The sequence below is a fragment of the Pedobacter sp. 10L46_2 genome (genome assembly GCF_056395165.1).
The window spans coordinates 14,544-34,125 of sequence record NZ_JBFTIZ010000018.1; the positions used below are offsets into that span (position 1 = coordinate 14,544).

General features: G+C 39.5%; 12 protein-coding genes and 1 pseudogene. 7 read left to right on the forward strand and 6 right to left on the reverse strand.

Going from position 1 to position 19,582, the window contains the following annotated elements; genetic code table 11:
- The first annotated feature begins 4 nt into the window (after positions 1 to 4).
- Both AC1DDX_RS03750 and AC1DDX_RS03755 read left to right on the forward strand, forming a co-directional pair.
- On the forward strand, positions 5 to 1,315 hold the full coding sequence (locus tag AC1DDX_RS03750) for a vanadium-dependent haloperoxidase (RefSeq protein ID WP_288879525.1): 1,311 nt from the start codon (positions 5 to 7) through the stop codon (positions 1,313 to 1,315).
- 79 nt (positions 1,316 to 1,394) lie between these two features.
- Positions 1,395 to 2,132: a hypothetical protein gene (locus tag AC1DDX_RS03755; RefSeq protein ID WP_172661056.1), complete on the forward strand. Its 738-nt coding sequence runs from the start codon at positions 1,395 to 1,397 to the stop codon at positions 2,130 to 2,132.
- A 20-nt stretch (positions 2,133 to 2,152) separates the two neighbouring features.
- Here AC1DDX_RS03755 and AC1DDX_RS03760 read toward each other — a convergent pair whose 3' ends face one another.
- Entirely contained in the window at positions 2,153 to 2,809 is a 657-nt protein-coding gene (locus tag AC1DDX_RS03760) for a DUF1349 domain-containing protein (RefSeq protein ID WP_288879528.1), read from the reverse strand.
- Positions 2,810 to 2,865: 56 nt separating this feature from the next.
- Between AC1DDX_RS03760 and AC1DDX_RS03765 the strand changes: the two genes are divergently transcribed.
- The 3 genes from AC1DDX_RS03765 (at position 2,866) to AC1DDX_RS03775 (ending at position 7,222) form a co-directional block, all read left to right on the forward strand.
- A complete protein-coding gene (locus AC1DDX_RS03765) occupies positions 2,866 to 3,660 on the forward strand; it encodes a response regulator transcription factor (RefSeq protein WP_172661054.1) in 795 nt (264 codons plus the stop codon).
- A gap of 90 nt (positions 3,661 to 3,750) precedes the next feature.
- Positions 3,751 to 5,322: an ATP-binding protein gene (locus AC1DDX_RS03770; RefSeq protein WP_172661053.1), complete on the forward strand. Its 1,572-nt coding sequence runs from the start codon at positions 3,751 to 3,753 to the stop codon at positions 5,320 to 5,322.
- A 349-nt stretch (positions 5,323 to 5,671) separates the two neighbouring features.
- Positions 5,672 to 7,222 carry a sulfatase family protein gene (locus tag AC1DDX_RS03775; RefSeq protein ID WP_288879533.1) on the forward strand — a complete coding sequence of 517 codons (1,551 nt, stop codon included), beginning with the start codon at positions 5,672 to 5,674 and terminating at the stop codon, positions 7,220 to 7,222.
- 73 nt (positions 7,223 to 7,295) lie between these two features.
- On the opposite strand, the gene AC1DDX_RS03780 is transcribed toward AC1DDX_RS03775, so the two are convergent.
- The 5 genes and pseudogenes from AC1DDX_RS03780 to AC1DDX_RS03800 form a co-directional block, all read right to left on the reverse strand.
- Positions 7,296 to 8,729, reverse strand: a complete 1,434-nt coding sequence (locus tag AC1DDX_RS03780; RefSeq protein WP_172661052.1) for a TolC family protein — start codon at positions 8,727 to 8,729, stop codon at positions 7,296 to 7,298.
- Positions 8,722 to 11,800 (reverse strand): annotated as a pseudogene (locus AC1DDX_RS03785) (efflux RND transporter permease subunit). The gene AC1DDX_RS03780 and the pseudogene AC1DDX_RS03785 overlap by 8 nt, the downstream one beginning before the upstream one ends.
- Before the next feature lie 27 nt (positions 11,801 to 11,827).
- Positions 11,828 to 12,910 (reverse strand): efflux RND transporter periplasmic adaptor subunit, encoded by a 1,083-nt coding sequence (locus AC1DDX_RS03790; protein WP_048903825.1) that lies wholly within the window; start codon positions 12,908 to 12,910, stop codon positions 11,828 to 11,830.
- Between the two features lie 146 nt (positions 12,911 to 13,056).
- Positions 13,057 to 13,461, reverse strand: a complete 405-nt coding sequence (locus AC1DDX_RS03795; protein ID WP_288879538.1) for a hypothetical protein — start codon at positions 13,459 to 13,461, stop codon at positions 13,057 to 13,059.
- Positions 13,462 to 13,562: 101 nt separating this feature from the next.
- On the reverse strand, positions 13,563 to 14,453 hold the full coding sequence (locus AC1DDX_RS03800) for a FimB/Mfa2 family fimbrial subunit (RefSeq protein WP_288879539.1): 891 nt from the start codon (positions 14,451 to 14,453) through the stop codon (positions 13,563 to 13,565).
- 892 nt (positions 14,454 to 15,345) lie between these two features.
- On the opposite strand from AC1DDX_RS03800, the gene AC1DDX_RS03805 reads away from it, so the two are divergent.
- Both AC1DDX_RS03805 and AC1DDX_RS03810 read left to right on the forward strand, forming a co-directional pair.
- The gene (locus AC1DDX_RS03805) at positions 15,346 to 18,483 is read left to right on the forward strand and encodes a SusC/RagA family TonB-linked outer membrane protein (RefSeq protein WP_477621786.1); all 3,138 of its coding nucleotides are present in this window, start codon (positions 15,346 to 15,348) and stop codon (positions 18,481 to 18,483) included.
- A gap of 19 nt (positions 18,484 to 18,502) precedes the next feature.
- The coding region (locus tag AC1DDX_RS03810; protein ID WP_477621787.1) for a RagB/SusD family nutrient uptake outer membrane protein at positions 18,503 to 19,582 on the forward strand (1,080 nt) is incomplete at its 3' end.

Genomic DNA, 19,582 nt, shown 5'->3' on the forward strand with positions numbered 1-19,582 from the left:
CAGCATGAAGATATACTTGTTTTTATTTATTTTTTGTATTTCTACAGGTGCAAATGGGCAGTGGAGCAAAATTGAAAATGATCCCTTTCCTCTGCACAGATCTCAAAAAGCCCTTTCTGATATTATTGTAAGCGATATATTTTCTCCACCTGTTGCGAGTAGAATATTTGTTTATTCAAACATTGCCGCATATGAAATTCAGGCTAAGAGTAATAGTCAGTTTCAATCCTTAAAAGGACAATTGAACGGCTTTAATGGAATTCCAAACGCCGACAACAAACAAATTAGCTATTCACTAGCTGCTACCTACGCATATTGGCAGGTTGCAAAACGGCTTGTATTCTCCGATCAGGTAGCTTTAGATAGTTTAAACAGTATCCTTTTGTGGTATAAAATAAAAGGATATCCTGAAACTGTAGTTCAGAACTCAATTTTATATGGTAAAAAGGTGTCAGATTCTATATTAAGGTGGGTTGATCAGGATCAGTATAAAGAAACACGTAAATTAAGACGTTATAGTATTGTTAAAAAAGAAGGTAGTTGGGCACCTACTCCACCTGGTTATATGGCGGCAGTGGAACCTTATTGGAATAAAATAAGACCACTATGTATGAAAACGGCCGATCAATTTAAACCTTCTCCTCCTCCGGCTTATAGTAGGGATAAAAATAGTGCCTTTTACAAAACTGCCAATGAGGTTTATCTAACGGGTAAAAACCTAAATGATGAACAATTAAACATTGCAAAATTTTGGGATTGCAATCCTTTCTTTTTAAATGTAAATGGACATATGAATTATGCAACGAAAAAGATATCACCAGGAGCACATTGGATTTCTATTGCTGGCATTGCCTGCAAACTGAAAACTTTTAATTATATACAAAGTAGTTTTGCATACACGTCTACATGTATTGCATTGTTTGATGCGTTTATTAGTTGTTGGGATGAAAAATACAGGAGCAACTATATCCGGCCGGAAACATTTATAAATTCTAATATTGATGAAAATTGGCAGCCAATTCTGCAAACGCCACCATTCCCAGAATACCCAAGTGGGCATAGTGTTGCTTCAACATCAGCAGCCTATATTCTAACTAAAATATTTGGAGATAATTTTAAATTTCAAGACAATACAGAGGTTGATTATGGATTACCAATAAGAAGCTTTACTTCTTTTGATCAGGCGGCTAAAGAAGCGGCTATCAGTAGGCTTTACGGTGGAATTCATTATAGGCCGGCTATTGAAAATGGCCAAATTCAGGGGAGGGATATTGGGAAGCATCAGACAGAAAAAATTATAATGCAAAAAAAATAATTTAAGAACACAGTCGAGATTCAACCGTTTGAAAGCACCAAGCCAATACCTTATCTTTACAATCTTAGAATTTTGCAGGATGAAAAGATACCTTTTACTACTCTTATTATTCACCGCGCTGTCGGGGTATACACAAAACACGATCAATAACTACAAATACATACTGGTGCCTGAGCAATTCAGTTTCTTTAAAGAAGTGAACAAGTATGGTCTGAACAACCTGACCAGGAAGTTGTTGGAAGAAAAAGGGTTTACGGTTTATTTTGATAATGAAAATTTGCCGGTGGAAATCGCCGCTAACAAATGTAAGGCAATGACTGCAGATCTTACAGAAAAAAAAGGAATGTTTACCACCAGACTTACGCTGATATTAAAAGACTGTCAGGGTAACGTAGTTTTCAAGGGCGAGGAAGGTAAAAGTAAGGAAAAGGATTTTACTGCGGCTTATCAGGAGGCCTTACAAAACGCCTTTATTTCTTTCAATGAACTTCCCTATGCTTTTTCAGGTGATGTCCAGATGGCTGAAAGTGTAAAAGCACCCGAGGTCGTTGCTGCGCCGGCAAATCAACAGGCAGCAGGGGCTGAAACTACCGAGCCATCAGGTACACTATATGCCCAGGTAACGACAACTGGTTTTCAGTTGGTCGATACCACACCGAAAAAAATGCTGACCCTATTTAAAACTTCTGTTGAGAATTGTTTTATTGCCGAGGGTAGTCAGCACAAAGGTATGGTACTAAAAAAAGACGGGAAGTGGTTCTTTGAATACTACAACAATGATAAACTGATTATTGAAGAATTACTGATTAAGTTTTAGTTTCTCATTTTAAAGTAAGGTTATTGATGTTGTTTAAGCCACTCTGCGCGTCGTTGATCGGGAAGATGTTTTACAGAGAAATTTTCAAACCGGGCCTCAAAGCCGTTTCCATCAGGAGAGGCAGCCATAAGGCCAACCATAACAGGAGTATTGTCCTGTAACGGAGCATTGCGGGTCATGATATAGTTTTTATCATCAAAAGAATAATAAATCTCGATAGCATCCAATCTCCGTAATGCCTTAATCCAAATAAAAGGAGGCATCTTGTTAAGTGTGGTCACGCTCCAGTCACTCTTTTCATTGGTCACCACTGTACTGATATTAAATTTACCATCCACAAATTCAACCCCGGTTTTAATATAGTTTTTTTGATCAATACGAATCATAAGTCCCATTTGATCGAATCGGGCTTTGTAATCACCTGTTAACTTTACCTTTGTTTCAAACTCGCCACCGTAAGTGCTGTAATAAAAAGGCGCATCGTCAACCGTGAAACCATAATGTGATATTCGCCAATAATCAGTTTTGGGTGTTACCTGCATAATTAAGCTGCCGTCTTTGATCTGCCATCGTTCCGGTTCATTATACCAATTCATTTTCTCCAGACTCTGGGCACTGATTTCGCTGAAACTCAGCATTAGCGTAATCGCCAGTAAGGTTTTTTTTATATTTTTCATAGCTTCGAAAGCTTAACTTGTGCACTCCAAATTTACAGTTTGCTAATCTTACACAAATGGCTATAAATAACCATCAATACACCAAAGAGATGCGTGATTTGCTTGACATAAAACTATTTTCTCAACCAATTTCTGGTAAACTTCAACCTGATCTGCTACTCGATGACGGCAAAATAATCGCTGGAATGTATTCAAAACTAGAAAATGCCATCAGCGTATTGAGTGATATGAGGGCAAGAAAAAGTTATATCTATCCTGGTGGAGTTGCCCGTCAACTTGGTTTTGAACCCACGCGAACAGAAATAAATTCAATCTGGGAAGATGAACTGTTAGCCCGGGTTCATCCTGAAGATCTTCAAAAGAAGTACAGACTGGAATTTAAATTTTTCCAGCTAATTAAATCTATTGACTTAGCTGATCGTCTCAATTACAGTCTGATCACAAGGTTACGGATAAGAAACAGCGAAGGAAAATATGTCATGATCAAACATCGTCTGCTTTACCTTAGCAGTACCAAAGAAGGGGATGTTTGGTTAACCCTCTGTTTATACAACGTGGTGTATGATCATCCTGGATTTGACGTCCCTGAAGGTCTTATCATTAATTCCGGTACAGGTACAATAGTAGATAGTGAGCAGGGACGGTTCGAAGACATACTCTCTATACGAGAAGGACAGATTCTTCACCTTATTAACCAGGGGTTAAGGAGTAAAGAGATAGCCAGTAAACTGTCTCTGAGTATCCATACTGTGAACAGGCACAGGCAGAATATTTTTCAGAAACTCAATGTAAACAACGCAATGGAAGCCTGCAGGGTTGCCGATGCTGCGGGTCTACTACATCGGCCATAGAGAATGGATTAATAAACAAGGGACATTCGGAATGTTTTGGCATGATTTTGAACCGATTTTTCATTATTTACTTATTAAACGCTCAGCACATTGACCAGATCCAGTTTATCAGCAAATGCCAAGTATTTTAAAGACGGGGGTGAGATGGGAGAACTTACCCGGAACTTTGACTGGTCAAAGTCTGTTTTAGGTAGTCCGGAAAAATGGCCGCAAAGTTTGCTGACCACCGTAAATATTATCCTCAGATCAAAGTTTCCAATGTTTTTGTGGTGGGGGAAAGAACTCATTCAGTTTTACAATGATGCTTACCGCCCAAGCCTCGGTAATGAAGGGAAACATCCTGTCGCATTGGGACAAAAGGGTGCGGAATGTTGGCCGGAAATTTGGCCTACTATAAAGCCGTTGATCGATCAGGTTATGGGAGGAGGAGCGTCTACCTGGAGCGAAGATCAACTCATTCCTATCTATCGCAATGGCAGAGTAGAGGATGTTTACTGGACTTTCAGCTACAGTGGTGTGGATGACGAAAACGGAGCCGTTGGCGGGGTATTGGTCATTTGTTCTGAAACGACTAAAAAGGTAAAAGCCTATGATGAAGTTGAACAAGCCAAAAAGGAATTGGAATTTGCAATTGAGGCTGCAGAACTTGGCACATGGGATCTTAATCCACAAACCAATAGGTTTATTGGAAACCAACGGCTAAAAGCTTGGTTCGGCTTGTCTGCGGACGATGAAGTTGAACTGCCTAAGGCGACAAGTATTATTGCTGAAGCCGATCGTCCGCGTGTATTGGATGCCATCGGCGAGGCGATGACTTATAGTTCCGGAGGAAGTTATGACATCGATTATATCATTCAGCCTCCTGACAATCCTATCCCCAGGCATGTACGCGCTAAAGGGAAAGCATTATTTAACACGGATTTGCAGGCCATTCGATTCAGTGGCATATTGCAGGATATTACGGAGCAAAAGAAAGATGAGGTCCGAAAAAATGACTTTATTGCGATGGTCAGTCATGAACTGAAAACACCATTAACCTCATTAAAAGCTTATGTGCAGGTGTTGATGCGAAAAGCGAATATCAAATCTGATGAATTCAGTGCAGCGACGCTGATTAAACTCGATACCCAAGTGAATAAAATGGCAGGCCTTATAAACAGCTTCCTGGATGTCTCCCGTTTAGATTCTGGTAAAATACACCTGGATAAGAAAGAATTTCTGATCAACGATCTGATTTTGGAAGTGCTGGAAACCTTTTTTGCACCTGTTATCATTACCCCCCTTCATTTTAAGCCTGGTCCAGATTTAACAGTCATGGCCGATCGGGAAAAGATTGGTCAGGTAATCAATAACCTGGTCAGTAATGCCATAAAATATAACGTGGGAGGGATGCCCGTAGCCCTGAGCTGCCATAAAGAAGACGGTAAAGCTATAATTTGTGTGTCTGACCAGGGCTTGGGCATAAAAGAAGAGGACCTCCCTCATGTATTTGAACGTTTTTATCGGGTGAATGATGAACAGGGCCGATCCATTTCCGGGTTTGGGATAGGGTTGTACCTCTGCTGGGAGCTAATTCATTTTCATGATGGAGAAATCTATGCAGAAAGTGAGTGGGGAAAAGGTTCTGTTTTTTCTTTTAGTTTACCCTTAATTTCTGATTAATCAATTTCAAGATTGTATCCTTCATTCAACCAATGGAATTAGCCGGCTAAAATTAATCTTTTACAACCTTAATAAACGAAGGCCCAAACTGGCATACTTTATCTTTGATTCTGTTCCATACTACAAATTTATGGCGATATGGGTATGCGAAAGTTATTCTAAACCGGCAATGTTGTTGTTGGATTAACGATGGTAAATAAAAATCAATTATTTAGGCAATGGTTACCAAAAACAGAAAAAGATTGGACAAGGCTTAACAATAAGTTATATTTCCATTCCAAAAGATTAGGCGGAGCCGGAAGGAATTTGTTTACCTCAGCCTCCTTTTATATAACAATATGGAAATCAAATGAAATTAATTAAGACCTTACTACTCCTTGCATTAGTTAATAGTTGTATGCATCTGTTTGCACAAAAGCAGCAAAGGGGAACTGCGGCAAAACGACCAAATATTGTGATTATCATTTCAGATGATCATGCCTATCAGACCATAAGCGCCTATGGTAGTAAATTGATGAAAACCCCCAATATAGACCGGATTGCAAATGAAGGGGTTCGTTTTGATAAGGCATATGTAACCAACTCCATTTGTGGTCCCAGCAGGGCAGTAATCCTGACTGGAAAATACAGTCATAAAAATGGATTTAAAGATAATGAAAGTTCAGTTTTTAATGGCGACCAGGACTCCTTTGCAAAGCAGTTGCAGAGAGGCGGCTATCAGACTGCATGGATTGGCAAATGGCATCTGGAAAGCAAACCCCAGGGTTTTGATTTTTGGCAGGTATTGCCTAATCAGGGACAATATTTCAATCCGGATTTTGACATGATGGACGGTAGCAAAAAAAGAATTGACGGCTACGTAACCAATGTAATTACGGATGAAGCTGAAAACTGGTTGGATAAAAGAGACGAATCCAAACCATTTTGCCTTGTTATCGGACATAAGGCCACACATCGTGTTTGGTTGCCAGATACTGCTGATCTGGGGCGCTTTGATAAGGTTAACTTTCCGCTTCCGGCCAATTTTTACGATACCTACCAAAACAGAAAAGCTGCCGAGATACAGGACATGTCCATTGAAAAGACCATGCTAATGGGGTATGACCTAAAGATGTTCGGTTCTGATGATAAGGAGAATAAAGATGGTAATTTTAGTAGGATGAACGCCGCCCAGCGTGCTAAAGTTGATGCTTATTATAAGCCTATAGAAGCACAATTTAATGCATTGAAATTACAGGGAAAAGCACTTACCGAATGGAAATTCCAACGTTATATGCGCGATTACTTAAGTACTGCAACCTCCCTGGACCGAAACATCGGGCGCACACTGGACTACCTGGATCAACATGGTCTGAGCAAGAATACTATTGTAATCTATCTGTCTGATCAGGGATTTTATATGGGAGAACACGGATGGTTTGATAAACGTTGGATTTATGAGGAGTCATTCCGTACCCCTATGGTTATGCGATACCCCGGCCAGGTAAAAGCAGGCACTGTTTCCAATCGTTTTGTGATGAACCTGGACATTGCCCCAACCGTACTTGATGCTGCGGGGTTGCCTATCCCAAAAGATATACAAGGCATATCTATGTTGCCGGCCTTAAAAAACCATGCTGATAAAGGCAGACAGGTTTTATACTATCATTATTATGAAAATGGTGAGCATTCAGTTTCCCCTCATTTCGGGATTCGCACAAAGAGGTACAAGTTGATCCGGTTCTATAAGCGTGTAGTAGGGTGGGAGTTGTACGATCTGCAAAAAGATCCACATGAAATGGATAATAAATATGGGAAAAAAGGATACGAAACCATCACTGCCGACTTATATCAAGAGCTAAACAGGCAAATCAATAAATTTGAAGATCAGGATGCGTTGCAAATCTTGAACGAAAGATAAGATCAAGTTATTGATTAAAAGAAAAAAAGCCGGTCTAAAATTTTAGACCGGCTCTTTTTATAAGAAATTGTTGTTATTTCCAACCACCACCAAGTTCCTGATAGATATTGGTTACAGCACTGAGCTGGTTCTTTTTTGTTTCTATGAGTTCCAGTTTTGACTCCAGGGCATCCCGCTGGGTCATTAGCACTTCCAGATAATCTGCCCTTGCCGATTTAAATAAGTCATTGGAGATATCAATAGATTTGTTGAGTGCATCTACCTGGTCAGACTTCAAACGAAAACTCTTTTCCAGGTTATCTATATTCGACATTTGAGTAGAAACTTCTAAGTATCCATTTAAAATTGTTCGCTCATAGTTATACATGGCCTGAAGCTGACGCAAGTTTGCATTTTTAAACTCTGCCTTAATTCCGTTTCTATTAATTAGCGGGCCAGCAAGATCTCCGGCAAGTGAATACAGCATTGATTCGGGCGATTTCACCAGATAAGATGGGTTAAATGCCTGAAACCCGAACGCTGCGGAAATATCGAGTGAAGGATAGAATTCCGCTTTTGCTACTTTTACATCTAATTTCGCAGCAGCCAGCTCCAGTTCTGCTTGTTTAATGTCTGGTCTGTTGGCCAGCAGCTGCGATGGAATACCTGTGCGAACTGCCGGAGGCAAGAGGTTCAGAAAATTGCCATGATCTCTTGGGATTTCCTGAGGGAATCGACCAAGTAAAAAATTGATCTTGTTTTCACCCTCCTTGATCTTTTGAAGAATGTCAAACTCCAAACTTTGAGAATTCAGTACTTCCGCTTTAAATTTCTGAACAGCTAATTCGGTTACCCTGGTTGCTTGTTTTTGAATTTTTACTATCTCAAGGGCATCCTTTTGAAGCTGGATGTTCTGTTTAACAATCTCTAACTGATTATCCAAAGCCAGCAATTCATAATAAGAGTTGGCAACCTCAGCAATTAAATTAGTCAGCACAAAATTTTTGCCCTCTACGGTAGATAAGTATCTGCTAATTGCAGCTTTCTTAGAGTTACGGAGTTTTTTCCAAATATCTACTTCCCAGTTTGCATACACTGCAGCGGTATAGTCCATCAGTGGGTCTGGAGTTTCTTTTCCCGGGGCAATTTCTGTTGAAGCATCACCCGCACCCTGGCTGGTGTACCTTCCTACTTTTTCAACACCCAAGCCAAGCTTTGCACCTACGGTTGGTAAAAGCGCTCCCTGTTTAAATTTGATGTCGTTCTTGGCTATTTCCACTTCCTGAAGTGTTATACTCAACTCCTGGTTATGTTTAAGGGCCGTGTCAATCAGATTCACCAAATTTGGGTCGGTAAAAAAGCGCCTCCATTCAAGCGCAGCCATATTGGTGGTATCCCTGTTGTCATTATAAGATTCGGGAACAGATTTGTTTTCAGCAGACTGCATGAACGCAGGGACCTTACAGCTTGCAACGGCCAGGCAAATACCCACCAGGCCAATGCATTTATATATCTTGTGTTTATACATTGTGATCAATTTCTTCAGTTAAAGGATTTTCTTCTTCATTTTTAACAAGAGCATATTTTTCTGAGATTTTGCCGAAGATGTAGTACAATCCCGGTATGATAAGAACACCGAAAACAGTTCCGAAAAGCATACCTCCGGCAGCAGCCGATCCGATTGTCCTGTTACCTGTTGCACCCGGTCCGGAAGCAAAAACCAATGGGATCAATCCGGCAATAAATGCAAAGGAAGTCATCAGAATAGGGCGGAACCTTACGGCCGAACCTTCAATAGCCGCCTGAAGTACTGAGCTTCCTGCCCTGTGTTTCTGAACGGCAAACTCTATGATCAATACAGCATTCTTACCCAGCAGACCGATAAGCATAACCATAGCCACCTGAGCATATATGTTATTCTCTAACCCGAATAATTTCAACAAGAGGAATGCTCCGAAAATTCCGGCCGGAAGTGAAAGAATTACAGGGAATGGTAAAATAAAGCTCTCATACTGTGCAGCAAGGAGCATATACACGAAAACAAGGCAGATGATGAAGATATAGATCGCTTCATTTCCACGGGCAACCTCGTCTTTGGAAATACCTGCCCAGTCAATCGAGAATCCTCTTGGTAAACTGGTTTTAGCCACTTCCGATACTGCATTAATTGCTGAACCACTACTATAGCCTGGCGCAGAGGAACCACTAATCTCTGATGCATTATACATGTTGTGTCTGGTGATCTCTGATAATCCGTAAACCTTCTCAATTTTCATGAAGGCCGAGAATGGCACCATCTCGTCACGGTTATTCTTCACATATAGTTTCAGAACATCTTCAGGTAAGGCCCGGTATTGTGGCAAGGCCTGCACCATCACTTTGTATTGCCTATCGTATTTGATAAAGCTGGTTTCATAGTTACTTCCCACTAATGTAGAAAGCGTATTCATCGCATTCTCAATAGTTACTCCTTTTTGCTGAGCAATGTCGTTATCAATCTTGAGCATGTATTGCGGGAAACTGGCACTGTAAAACGTAAATACCGATGATAATTCAGGGCGTTTACTCAGTTCCTTTACAAAATCCCTGCTCACCGTTTCCATCTTTTTGTAATCACCTGTTCCGGCTTTATCCAGCAAACGCAACTCAAAACCACCAGCAGCTCCGTAACCCGGTACAGCGGGTGGTTGGAAAAATTCAATGGTGGCCCCCGTTACATCTTTAGATTTCTCTTCCAATTCATTAATTACCTCCTGTACAGAGTGTTTACGTTCCTCCCAGCTTTTCAAGTTGATCAGACAAGTTCCTGAATTGGCTCCGGTACCCTCTGTAAGGATCTCATAACCCGCCAAAGAGGAAACGGATTGTACATCTTCCATGCCTTCGGCAATTTTCTGTAGCTTCTCGGCAACTAAGGCTGTTGTTTAGTAGCCATATACCAGCGCAAAAGGCAACTAACATGATAAAAGTGACCGCCCGTCTGTTAACAATTAAACTTAACAACTTCTGGTACTTGCCCGAAACCCTGTTGAACCAATTGTTAAAACCATCCAGCACTTTATTAAGCCACGTTTTCTTTTGGGCTTTTCCATGATTATTCTTCAGCATAATTGCACACAGGGCAGGGGTAAGGGTAAGTGCAACCACTCCTGATAAAATAATTGATGTTGCCATGGTAATAGAAAACTGTCTGTAGAATATTCCTACGGGGCCAGACATAAATGCAACAGGAATAAATACCGCTGCCATTACAAAAGTGATCGCAATAATAGCCCCGCTAATCTCATGCATTGCTTCTTCGGTGGCTTTAAGCGGCGAAAGATTCTTTTCTTCCATTTTGGCATGGACTGCTTCAATTACTACAATGGCATTATCTACCACAATACCTATTGCCAGCACCAGAGCGAATAAGGTGATGAGGTTAAGTGTTATCCCAAAGAATTGCATAAATACAAAAGTTCCTATAAGAGATACCGGTACTGCAATGGCCGGGATTAATGTTGAGCGCCAGTCGCCAAGGAAAAGGAATACAACCAATCCTACAAGAATAAATGCCTCTACAAGGGTGTGTATTACTTTTTCAATAGAAGCATCCAGGAATTTGGATACATCATAACTGATCTCATAATCTACACCTTTAGGAAATGAGCTCGATTTGATTTCCTTCAGTTTAGCTTTTATGTCCTTGATTACCTGGCTCGCATTACTTCCATAAGATTGCTTTACAACTATAGCAGCCGAAGGTCGGCCATTAAGATTGGAATAAAGATCGTAATATGAACTTCCAAACTCCACATCAGCTACATCCTTCAGGTGAAGTATCTCTCCTTTTGCGGATGATCTTAGTATGATGTTCTCATATCCCTCTTTGGTACTAAACCTTCCGGGATATTTTAATACATATTCAAATGCCTGAGATCTTTTACCGGAGCTTTCTCCGGTTTTACCTGGCGAAGCTTCCAAACTCTGCTCGTCAAGTGCTTTTAAAACTTCATCGGCCGATATCTTGTAAGCCAGCATACGGTCTGGTTTTAACCATACCCTCATGGCATATTCGCGGTTACCAAGGATATCTGCAACTCCAACACCATCAACTCTTTTTAACTCTGATAATACGTTGATGTCGGCGAAGTTGAAAAGAAACTTCTGATCCATATGCGGGTCTTTACTGTACAGGTTGATGTACATGAGCATATTAGACTCTTCCCTCGTAATCTTTACACCTTCACGCACCACCAAAGGAGGTAGTTTATTGATAACAGAAGCTACACGGTTTTGAATATTTATTGATGCCTGGTTGGGGTCGGTACCCAGATTAAATACGGCCTGTATGGTGGCTTCACCATCATTACCGGCATCTGATGCCATGTATTTCATTCCTGGAACACCGTTAATCGCCCGTTCCAGCGGAATGATTACTGATTTGATCATTAGTTCACCATTTGCTCCCGGATATTCCGCAGTGATGTTCACCTTTGGTGGAGAAATGGAAGGGAATTGTGTTACCGGTAATTGGGTGGTAGCCAACACACCCAGAAATGTAATAATGAGCGATATTACTATAGACAGGACTGGCCTGTGTATGAATTTATTAAACATAGAATTACTTTTTTAAGGATGGAATTACTATTCCGTTTTCAATTGCAGACGGGAAATAACTTCCTTGGGTGCTATAAATTCATATTTGATCTTATCATCATCTTTAACCTTTTGTACACCTTCAAGTAGGATTTTGTCATTTTCAGACAGAGTATTTCCTACTACATACAAGTCAGGCATTCTGCTGCTTATACTAATATTCCGCGATCTCACTACTCCATTCTTGTCAACCACAAAAACATATACTTTGTCCTGAATTTCGTAGGTTGCTTTTTGAGGGATTATTAATGCACCTTTAAGTGGAACTGTCATTTGAACTTTACCTGTCTCGCCATTTTTTAAAAGCTTGTCAGGGTTTGGGAATCTTGCCCTGAAAGCGATGTTTCCTGTTTCATTATCAAATTCACTTTCAACGGTTTCTACCTCACCTTTATATTTCAAGGGTTGGCTATTAGCCAAAAGCAGGCTTACCTTGTTGTCGCCGCGACCTTTGATATTAGTCTGATAGTCCAGATACTCCGGTTCAGATACATTAAAGTAGGCAAACATCTGGCTGTTATCAGAAAGGTTAGTCAATAATTCACCTTCGTCAACAAGACTTCCCAGTTTCAAAGGAATGCGATCAATGGTGCCATCAAATGGTGCTTTGATTTCAGTGAATGACAAGTGTAGTTTTGCTAGCGCCACTTCAGCTTTAGCCTGATCAAGTTTAGCTTGAGCCATTGTCAGCTCATTTTTTGACACTACATTTTTATCAGCCAGAGTTTTGGTATTCTGTAATTCTATCTCTACAGATTTGGCTTCAGCCTGCGCTTTCATTAACTCTGCTTCGTACATTTTTGGCATGATCCTGAACAAGAGCTGGCCCGCTTTTACAGATTGACCTTCGTCAACATAAATGTTCTGCATATATCCTTTTTCTTGTGCCCTAATCTCAATGTTCCTTACAGATTTTATTTGTGAAACATATTCCTTGGTAAATGAGGTGTCAATTTTTAAAGGAGTAGTAACCGCATACTTGCTGATTTCTTCCTTTTCTTTTTTTTCAGATGTACAGCTTGTATGGCATAATATAACGCCCAAGCCCATGAGCATTGCAATTCTCTTCATAGTATGAATTAATTATTAATCGATTTGATGATCAGGAATCAGAGATTCCCTGAAATGAGAAATAGCATCAGTTATCGGGTATGAAACCAGAATTACCTCTACGGGCATGTATGATCACGACTTCGATAACTGAAGCGTATTGTTGATCATATTTTTAGAACTCTTTGTAGAATGTATTTGTAAGAAGAAGTGTAGGAAAGGTGCTTGCAAAAAGGCAAGCGGTTTTTGAAATAAGCGTTGGAATAAATTAAAATAGAAGCATAGGTAAGTGTTGCAAAGTACTTGGCAGGCAATACGGATTTCCTGACAGATACAAGATCATCATCTTCGTCTTCAACACTGATGAAGTCTTCTTTTTTATCACCTATGGTACTGGTTTTAACTTCTGAAAGGCCCTGATTGGCAATCACAAGATTTGTTTGTTGCGATTTTTCAACCTTTTGAACAGCAGAATAACTGCTTGTGCTTTGATGAGTGCCCGCATAAACGTGATTTGATCCTCCTAAAAGGAAGAAACACAGGGATAGGAAGAATACAACAGCAGTTTTCATATTCGGCCACAAAAATAGTATTAGCCTTGAAAGTTAACGTAACCTAACTCTTTTTAACTGTCAAAATTGTGTCAATAATTTTCTTCCTATCTATGTAGTACTTAAAAATGAACAACAGTAGTGTCAACCAGCCACTTATCGTTAATGGTAACTTTAAAACTGGTTGATGTAGAAGGGACTAGTAGTTTGCCTTTCACAATTGTACGCTTGTTTCTGTAAATGGGTACACTCAGGGTTTTTCTTACACCACCTCCGGATATCTCAATTAGAATAGGTCTTTCCGTACTCAGAATATAAATGCTGATTGGGCCATTTGCATTGCTTACCTCGTAACCCGCATTATCATCAATACGGCCGAAGGTTTTTTGATCTTTCAATGTAAAACCTGTTGCTTCGAAATTAACATCAACGATGAACTCAGGTACATCTTCCACAAGTACTTCCAGTTTGCCAACAACCCGCTGCATGGTAAGGTTTATTGTTTGGTTTCCATCGATGCTTATTACTGAAGATTTTGCATAAAAAGTATCATCTGTTTTATAATGCTTATCAGCCATTGTTGGGTTAGGTTGCCAATACTGCATGTTTGCCTCGGCAAGAGGTAATAGTATAGGAACTTCGTTGTCCCGGTAATATTTATTGATCCCAAAAAGTGATTTGGAGCCAACCGCAATAAATATATAATTACCAACAGGCAAATCGAAATATATTTCTCCCATGCCAGGCAAATTGCTGGTTTGAGTTGATCTATAATATTCATTTCCGGTGTCAAAATTAAATATGATAAAGGTCAATTGATTGACTAAATTTTCTATGGGCGTAACTAATGTTGTTTCAGTGCCACCATCTAAGCCTGTTTTTCCATTCTCAACAGAGAGACCCACTTTGTAGGTTGTTTTATTTGGTTCGGGAACTTCTTGCCCAGCTTTTTTACTGCATGCTGATGACAGCAGGATGAAAGTAATTGAAGAGATAAACGCTAATTTTTTCATGATCTTTTTTAAGATGAAAATACCCAACATTTAATGAAAAGAAATGGAACTTTTATGATTGTGTAGCAAAGTGTATAAATATCACATAACCTGTATAACCTGTTATTTATCGCAGTTTAAAGATCGAGAATTACCATTCAATAAGTTTGCTGTATAATCTGAACGTTTTCAGATTAAATTGGTGTTATAAAGAACGCAATTATGATTAACAAAGATTTGTATTACACTCAAACCGAGGCTTGCAGTGTTTTAAGAATTTCTCTGAAGAAATTTAAGAGCATTGTTAAAAATAATAAACTCCTTATTTATAGAAGTTCTGAAACTTCAAATTCCTATGTGAAAAAGAGAGATTTTCTGAATGCAATGCTGAATGGAATATAGCTTCCTAAAAGCATTTGTATCATTTTTGTTGCGCAAACGTTTGTTTCGGGTTGTGTAAAGGCTGTCTTTTTCACCATTAAATAGTGCCTCTGGAGTGCTTTAAACTAACTTCTTAGTAGATAATTAAACATTGGGTTAATTATTATTCCCATAGAAATAAAAAAGATCATGATTCATAAGATCAAGCTTTGCCGAACAAAGCCTGACTGAAGTTTGATATACCTAAAAGCAATTTATTAAAGATTTCAAGAGGAAGTTATACTGGCGTCCGTGCTAAATCAATCGATTGCGTTAAGTTGTACATAATATGTGACCTCCCGACTCTATACATTAGAGCTGAAAAGTTTTAACCATCTAAGTCCTTCCTCTCAATTCATGAGATTAAATAGTATGATAACCTAACAAAGTAATTACTGCAATTCCAATAACTAACTAACAACTAAACTAAATAACAATTATGATTGACTATTATTTAAAACGGCAGCTAAGGCCGTTCGTTAAAACACTAGTATTGATAAAACTTTGTTTTTTAATATTGGTGACTGCATCTATAAGTGCTTATGCAGGAGGCCTGCCTGTAAACTACACACGAGCTGACATTAATGTTAAAGGAACAGTTAAAGACAGTCAAGGTAACCCTATACCTGGTGTTTCTGTACAAGTGAAAAATTTAACAAGCCGCGGAACGTCAACCAATGCAGAAGGAGCCTATGCACTCACTGTACCAGAAAATAGTGTTTTGGTTTTCAGAGCTATAGGTTTTAAAACCAAAGAAGTTACTGCAGCAAAAGCTGGTACAATAGATATAAGTCTTGAGGATGAATCTAGCAACCTGAATGAAGTTGTAGTTGTGGCCTATGGTACACAAAAAAGAACGAGTTTAACTGGTGCTATTGCCACTGTAACTCCTAAGCAGTTAAAGGACAGGCCAGTAACTTCAATACAGAATGCATTACAAGGTGTTTCTCCTGGTCTTACTATTTTACAGCGTCCTGGGGACTTAAGCCGAGATGCATCTGCTTCAACTACTGTAAGCATTAGAGGTAGAAGTAGCCTGGTGTCTGGTGGAAGCAATCCAATGTATGTTATTGATGGCATACCTGCCTCTGCACAGGAATTCGCTACCTTAAATCCTAACGACATTTCTAGTATGTCTGTTTTAAAGGATGCATCTTCTGCTGCATTGTATGGGTCAAGAGCAGCCAATGGTGTTATCATGGTAACTACTAAGCGTGGTAACGGAGAGAAAACTACGGTAGAACTTAATGCAAATTACGGATGGCAATCGCCTACCAAAATGGCGAAATATGTAGGCTCAGGCGATTATACTACACTTTACAATGAGGCATTAACAAATGCTGGTGGTGCTCCACTTTTTACTGCAGAACAAATTCAATGGTATAAAGATGGTTCAAAACCAGATCTTTACCCAAATACTGATTGGTATGATAAAGTTCTTCGCAAAACTGCACCCTTAAGTGATATCAATTTAAACATAAATGCACCAGGTAAAATTACCAATAGTTATTTAGGGGTATCTTATCTTAGTCAGGAATCTATTATTCCGAATAAAGATCAGAACCGTTTTGTGGCTAAGTTAAATACTGAAACTACTATTGTACCTGAAATTTTAAAGGTTGGAACTAACTTCTCGTTCATAAACCAAAATTTTGACCGTAAAGGCAACATGAGCTGGACAGAGCTTAACAGGTCTTTGCCAACTTCTGTATTTCGCCAGAGCAATGGCGATTGGGGATCAATCGATAATGGCAAAGCCAATGCGCAAACAGCAGGTCGTAATCAGGCACGCATAATTGAAGAAGGCGGTAAAGCCTGGGATCGTGATAATTATTTCCAGACCTCTGCTAATGCTACTTTAACACCATTAAAAGGGCTGTCAATAAATGGATTAGTTTCCCTAAAATATACAAATGGCAACTCATGGTCTTTTAACAATACCCTTGATCCTATTAATGACTTTTTAACCGGAAAGCCAATTACTTCAACTCAAAAAGTGCAGAATGATATGCTTGAATACTGGCGTAAAAGGAGGGAGCTTTTAACGCAGGTAACAACTGATTATGAACGTACTTTTGGCAAACATTATGGTAAATTAACAGTAGGTGCATCGCAAGAAAGCAATACCTACAGAACAGCATTTGTGGGGCGTAAAAATTTCCCGAATAATGATATGACCACTGTTGTATCGGGATCATCAAATCCTGAAGATATCAACTCTGATGACGATGGACAGGCAAACCGAAGTAACCAGCAAGATTGGGCTATGCGCTCTGTTTTTGGACGTTTCAATTATGCTTTTAACGACAAATACCTTTTAGAAGTTAATACACGTATAGATTATTCATCCCGTTTTCGTAAAGATATCCGCAGAGCAGTATTCCCCTCGTTTTCTGCAGGTTGGAATGTAAGTAAAGAGGACTTTATGAAAAATGTGGATTGGATCAATAATTTGAAATTGCGTGGTTCATGGGGTTCTTTGGGTAACCAGGATGTCGTATCAATTGGAAACTATTTCGACCTGTTAAATACTGGCTATCAATATAGTTTTGAAGAGGCTCCACAAGGCGGAGTGTGGTCAGCAAAAATTGCCAACCCATTGGCAACCTGGGAAAAAGTATATATGACAGATTTGGGTATCGACCTAAGTATGTTCAACGGTAAACTAGATATTACTACAGATTACTATATTAAAAATACTAAGGATCTTTTAATGAGGGTTCCTGCACTTGCAACCAGTGGAGTAAATACAAGCACTACCGATGCTATAAATAGTGGGCTTCCACTATCAAATGGTGCCGCTACCCAAAACAAAGGATTTGAGCTTGCGATTACTCACAACAACAAAATTGGCAGCGATTTTACGTTCAGCATTGGAGGTAATTTATCAATTATTAAGAGTACCATTACTAAGCTAGGCGATGGTAGCGAAACATTTGACGGACGATTTATACAGAAAGTTGGTGAATCAATAGGTTCTTTTTACGGATATGWATCAGAAGGTCTTTTTGTTGATGCTGCTGACGTAACRAATCACGCTTTCCAAACAGCTACCACCAAAGCAGGAGATATTAAATATAAAGATTTAAATGGTGATAACCTGATCGATGCTTCCGATCGCAAGATAATTGGCAACAATGTTCCGTGGTTAAATTATGGGTTTAATTTAAACGCTACATACAAAGGTTTCGATTTCAGTGTACTTACTTACGGGGTGGCAAAGGTTAAAACTTATTTATCTGAAGAGGCTGCTTATCCATTCTTTAATGGCGCCAATGTAAAAGAGCAGTGGTTAAACAGATGGACAACTGCTAATCCTGATCCGAATGCTGATTTCCCACGCATTTTAACAACAGCTGCTGGGGCACATAATTATAATCCTACTTCATCATTCTGGTTATTCAGTGGGGCCTATTTCAGAGTAAGAGGCATAACCTTAGGTTATACTATTCCACAAGATGTAACTRAAAGAATTGGATTGGCTAAACTAAGAATTTATGGAACAGCGAATAACCCTTTCACTTTTATGGCTGATAAACGATTAGCAGATTATGACCCTGAGTCTGATTCTGGACGTGGAGGTTACCCGGGTATTAAAACCTGGTCAATTGGTTTAAGTGCTGGTTTCTAATCATAATAATACGAATATCATGAAAAAAATAACATCAATATATATACTTACAGGGCTTTTAACAATAGGCGCTGTTACCTCTTGCAAAAAAGACTTTTTGGAAAGACCACCATTGGATCAATTGTCTGAAGCAACTTTTTGGAAAAACCCTAATGATGTCTATCAGGCAGTTATGGCTGTTTATAATCAGCTACCTGGCGATGGAATAATTTATGACGATGGTGCAACAGATAATGCCCATGCGCAGTATCCATGGGAAAGCTCTGCTACAGATGTTTCAGCCGGAACGCTTACGTCTACAACTGATGCGGGTTGGAGTTTCATCGACATCCGACGTGCAAATTATTTCCTTGCCAATGCAGATAAAGTAACTACAGTAGATGCTGCTTTATTGGAAAGATATAAAGCGGAAGTAAGGTTTTTAAGGGCACTGTTTTATTCCAGATTAACAAATAAATTTGGAGATGTTCCTTTAATTACAACGGTTTTAGCCTTGGGCGCGGAAAATGTACCAAGAACTCCAAAAGCTGAAGTAGTAAAATTTATTACTGATGAGCTTGATGCCGTTTCTAAAATTTTGCCCCAAAGTTATGCCGGCGGTAAACCAAATGAAAAAGGAAGAATCACCAAAGGAGCAGCCCTTGCATTAAAGGCCAGGGTACATTTAAATGAAAGTCAGTGGCAACTGGCCGTTGATGCATCAAGTCAGGTAATGACTCTGGGCTATAGCTTATTTAAAGTTGGTGCAGAAGAAGCCATAGATGCTAAAGATGATTATAGCAAATGGGTTACGTTTGCCAATGCTAACGACGAGAAGAAATTCCGTTTGGGTCTGCGCAGTTATGAGGCACTTTTTCATAAAGTAAATGAGGGTAATACTGAGGTAATTTTAGACCGTCAGCAGATTGACCAAAAAGATGCGAATTTCCTAAATACTTATTTATTGCCGGGCACTATTGGTGGTTGGAGCTCAGTAACTCCAACTCAGGAATTGGTAAATAGTTATGGCAGTTATAAAACCGGCGAGGCAGTTATTCCAACAGATCCGGCTCAACGTGCTGACTGGTATAAAACTAACAATCCCGCATTCGCTAACGAG

Coding starts and splice junctions, on each gene's coding strand:
- AC1DDX_RS03750 (WP_288879525.1), top strand. CDS start 5: ATGAAGATATACTTGTTTTTATTTATTTTTTGTATTTCTACAGGTGCA.
- AC1DDX_RS03755 (WP_172661056.1), top strand. CDS start 1,395: ATGAAAAGATACCTTTTACTACTCTTATTATTCACCGCGCTGTCGGGG.
- AC1DDX_RS03760 (WP_288879528.1), bottom strand. CDS start 2,809: ATGAAAAATATAAAAAAAACCTTACTGGCGATTACGCTAATGCTGAGT.
- AC1DDX_RS03765 (WP_172661054.1), top strand. CDS start 2,866: ATGGCTATAAATAACCATCAATACACCAAAGAGATGCGTGATTTGCTT.
- AC1DDX_RS03775 (WP_288879533.1), top strand. CDS start 5,672: ATGAAATTAATTAAGACCTTACTACTCCTTGCATTAGTTAATAGTTGT.
- AC1DDX_RS03780 (WP_172661052.1), bottom strand. CDS start 8,729: ATGTATAAACACAAGATATATAAATGCATTGGCCTGGTGGGTATTTGC.
- AC1DDX_RS03790 (WP_048903825.1), bottom strand. CDS start 12,910: ATGAAGAGAATTGCAATGCTCATGGGCTTGGGCGTTATATTATGCCAT.
- AC1DDX_RS03795 (WP_288879538.1), bottom strand. CDS start 13,461: ATGAAAACTGCTGTTGTATTCTTCCTATCCCTGTGTTTCTTCCTTTTA.
- AC1DDX_RS03800 (WP_288879539.1), bottom strand. CDS start 14,453: ATGAAAAAATTAGCGTTTATCTCTTCAATTACTTTCATCCTGCTGTCA.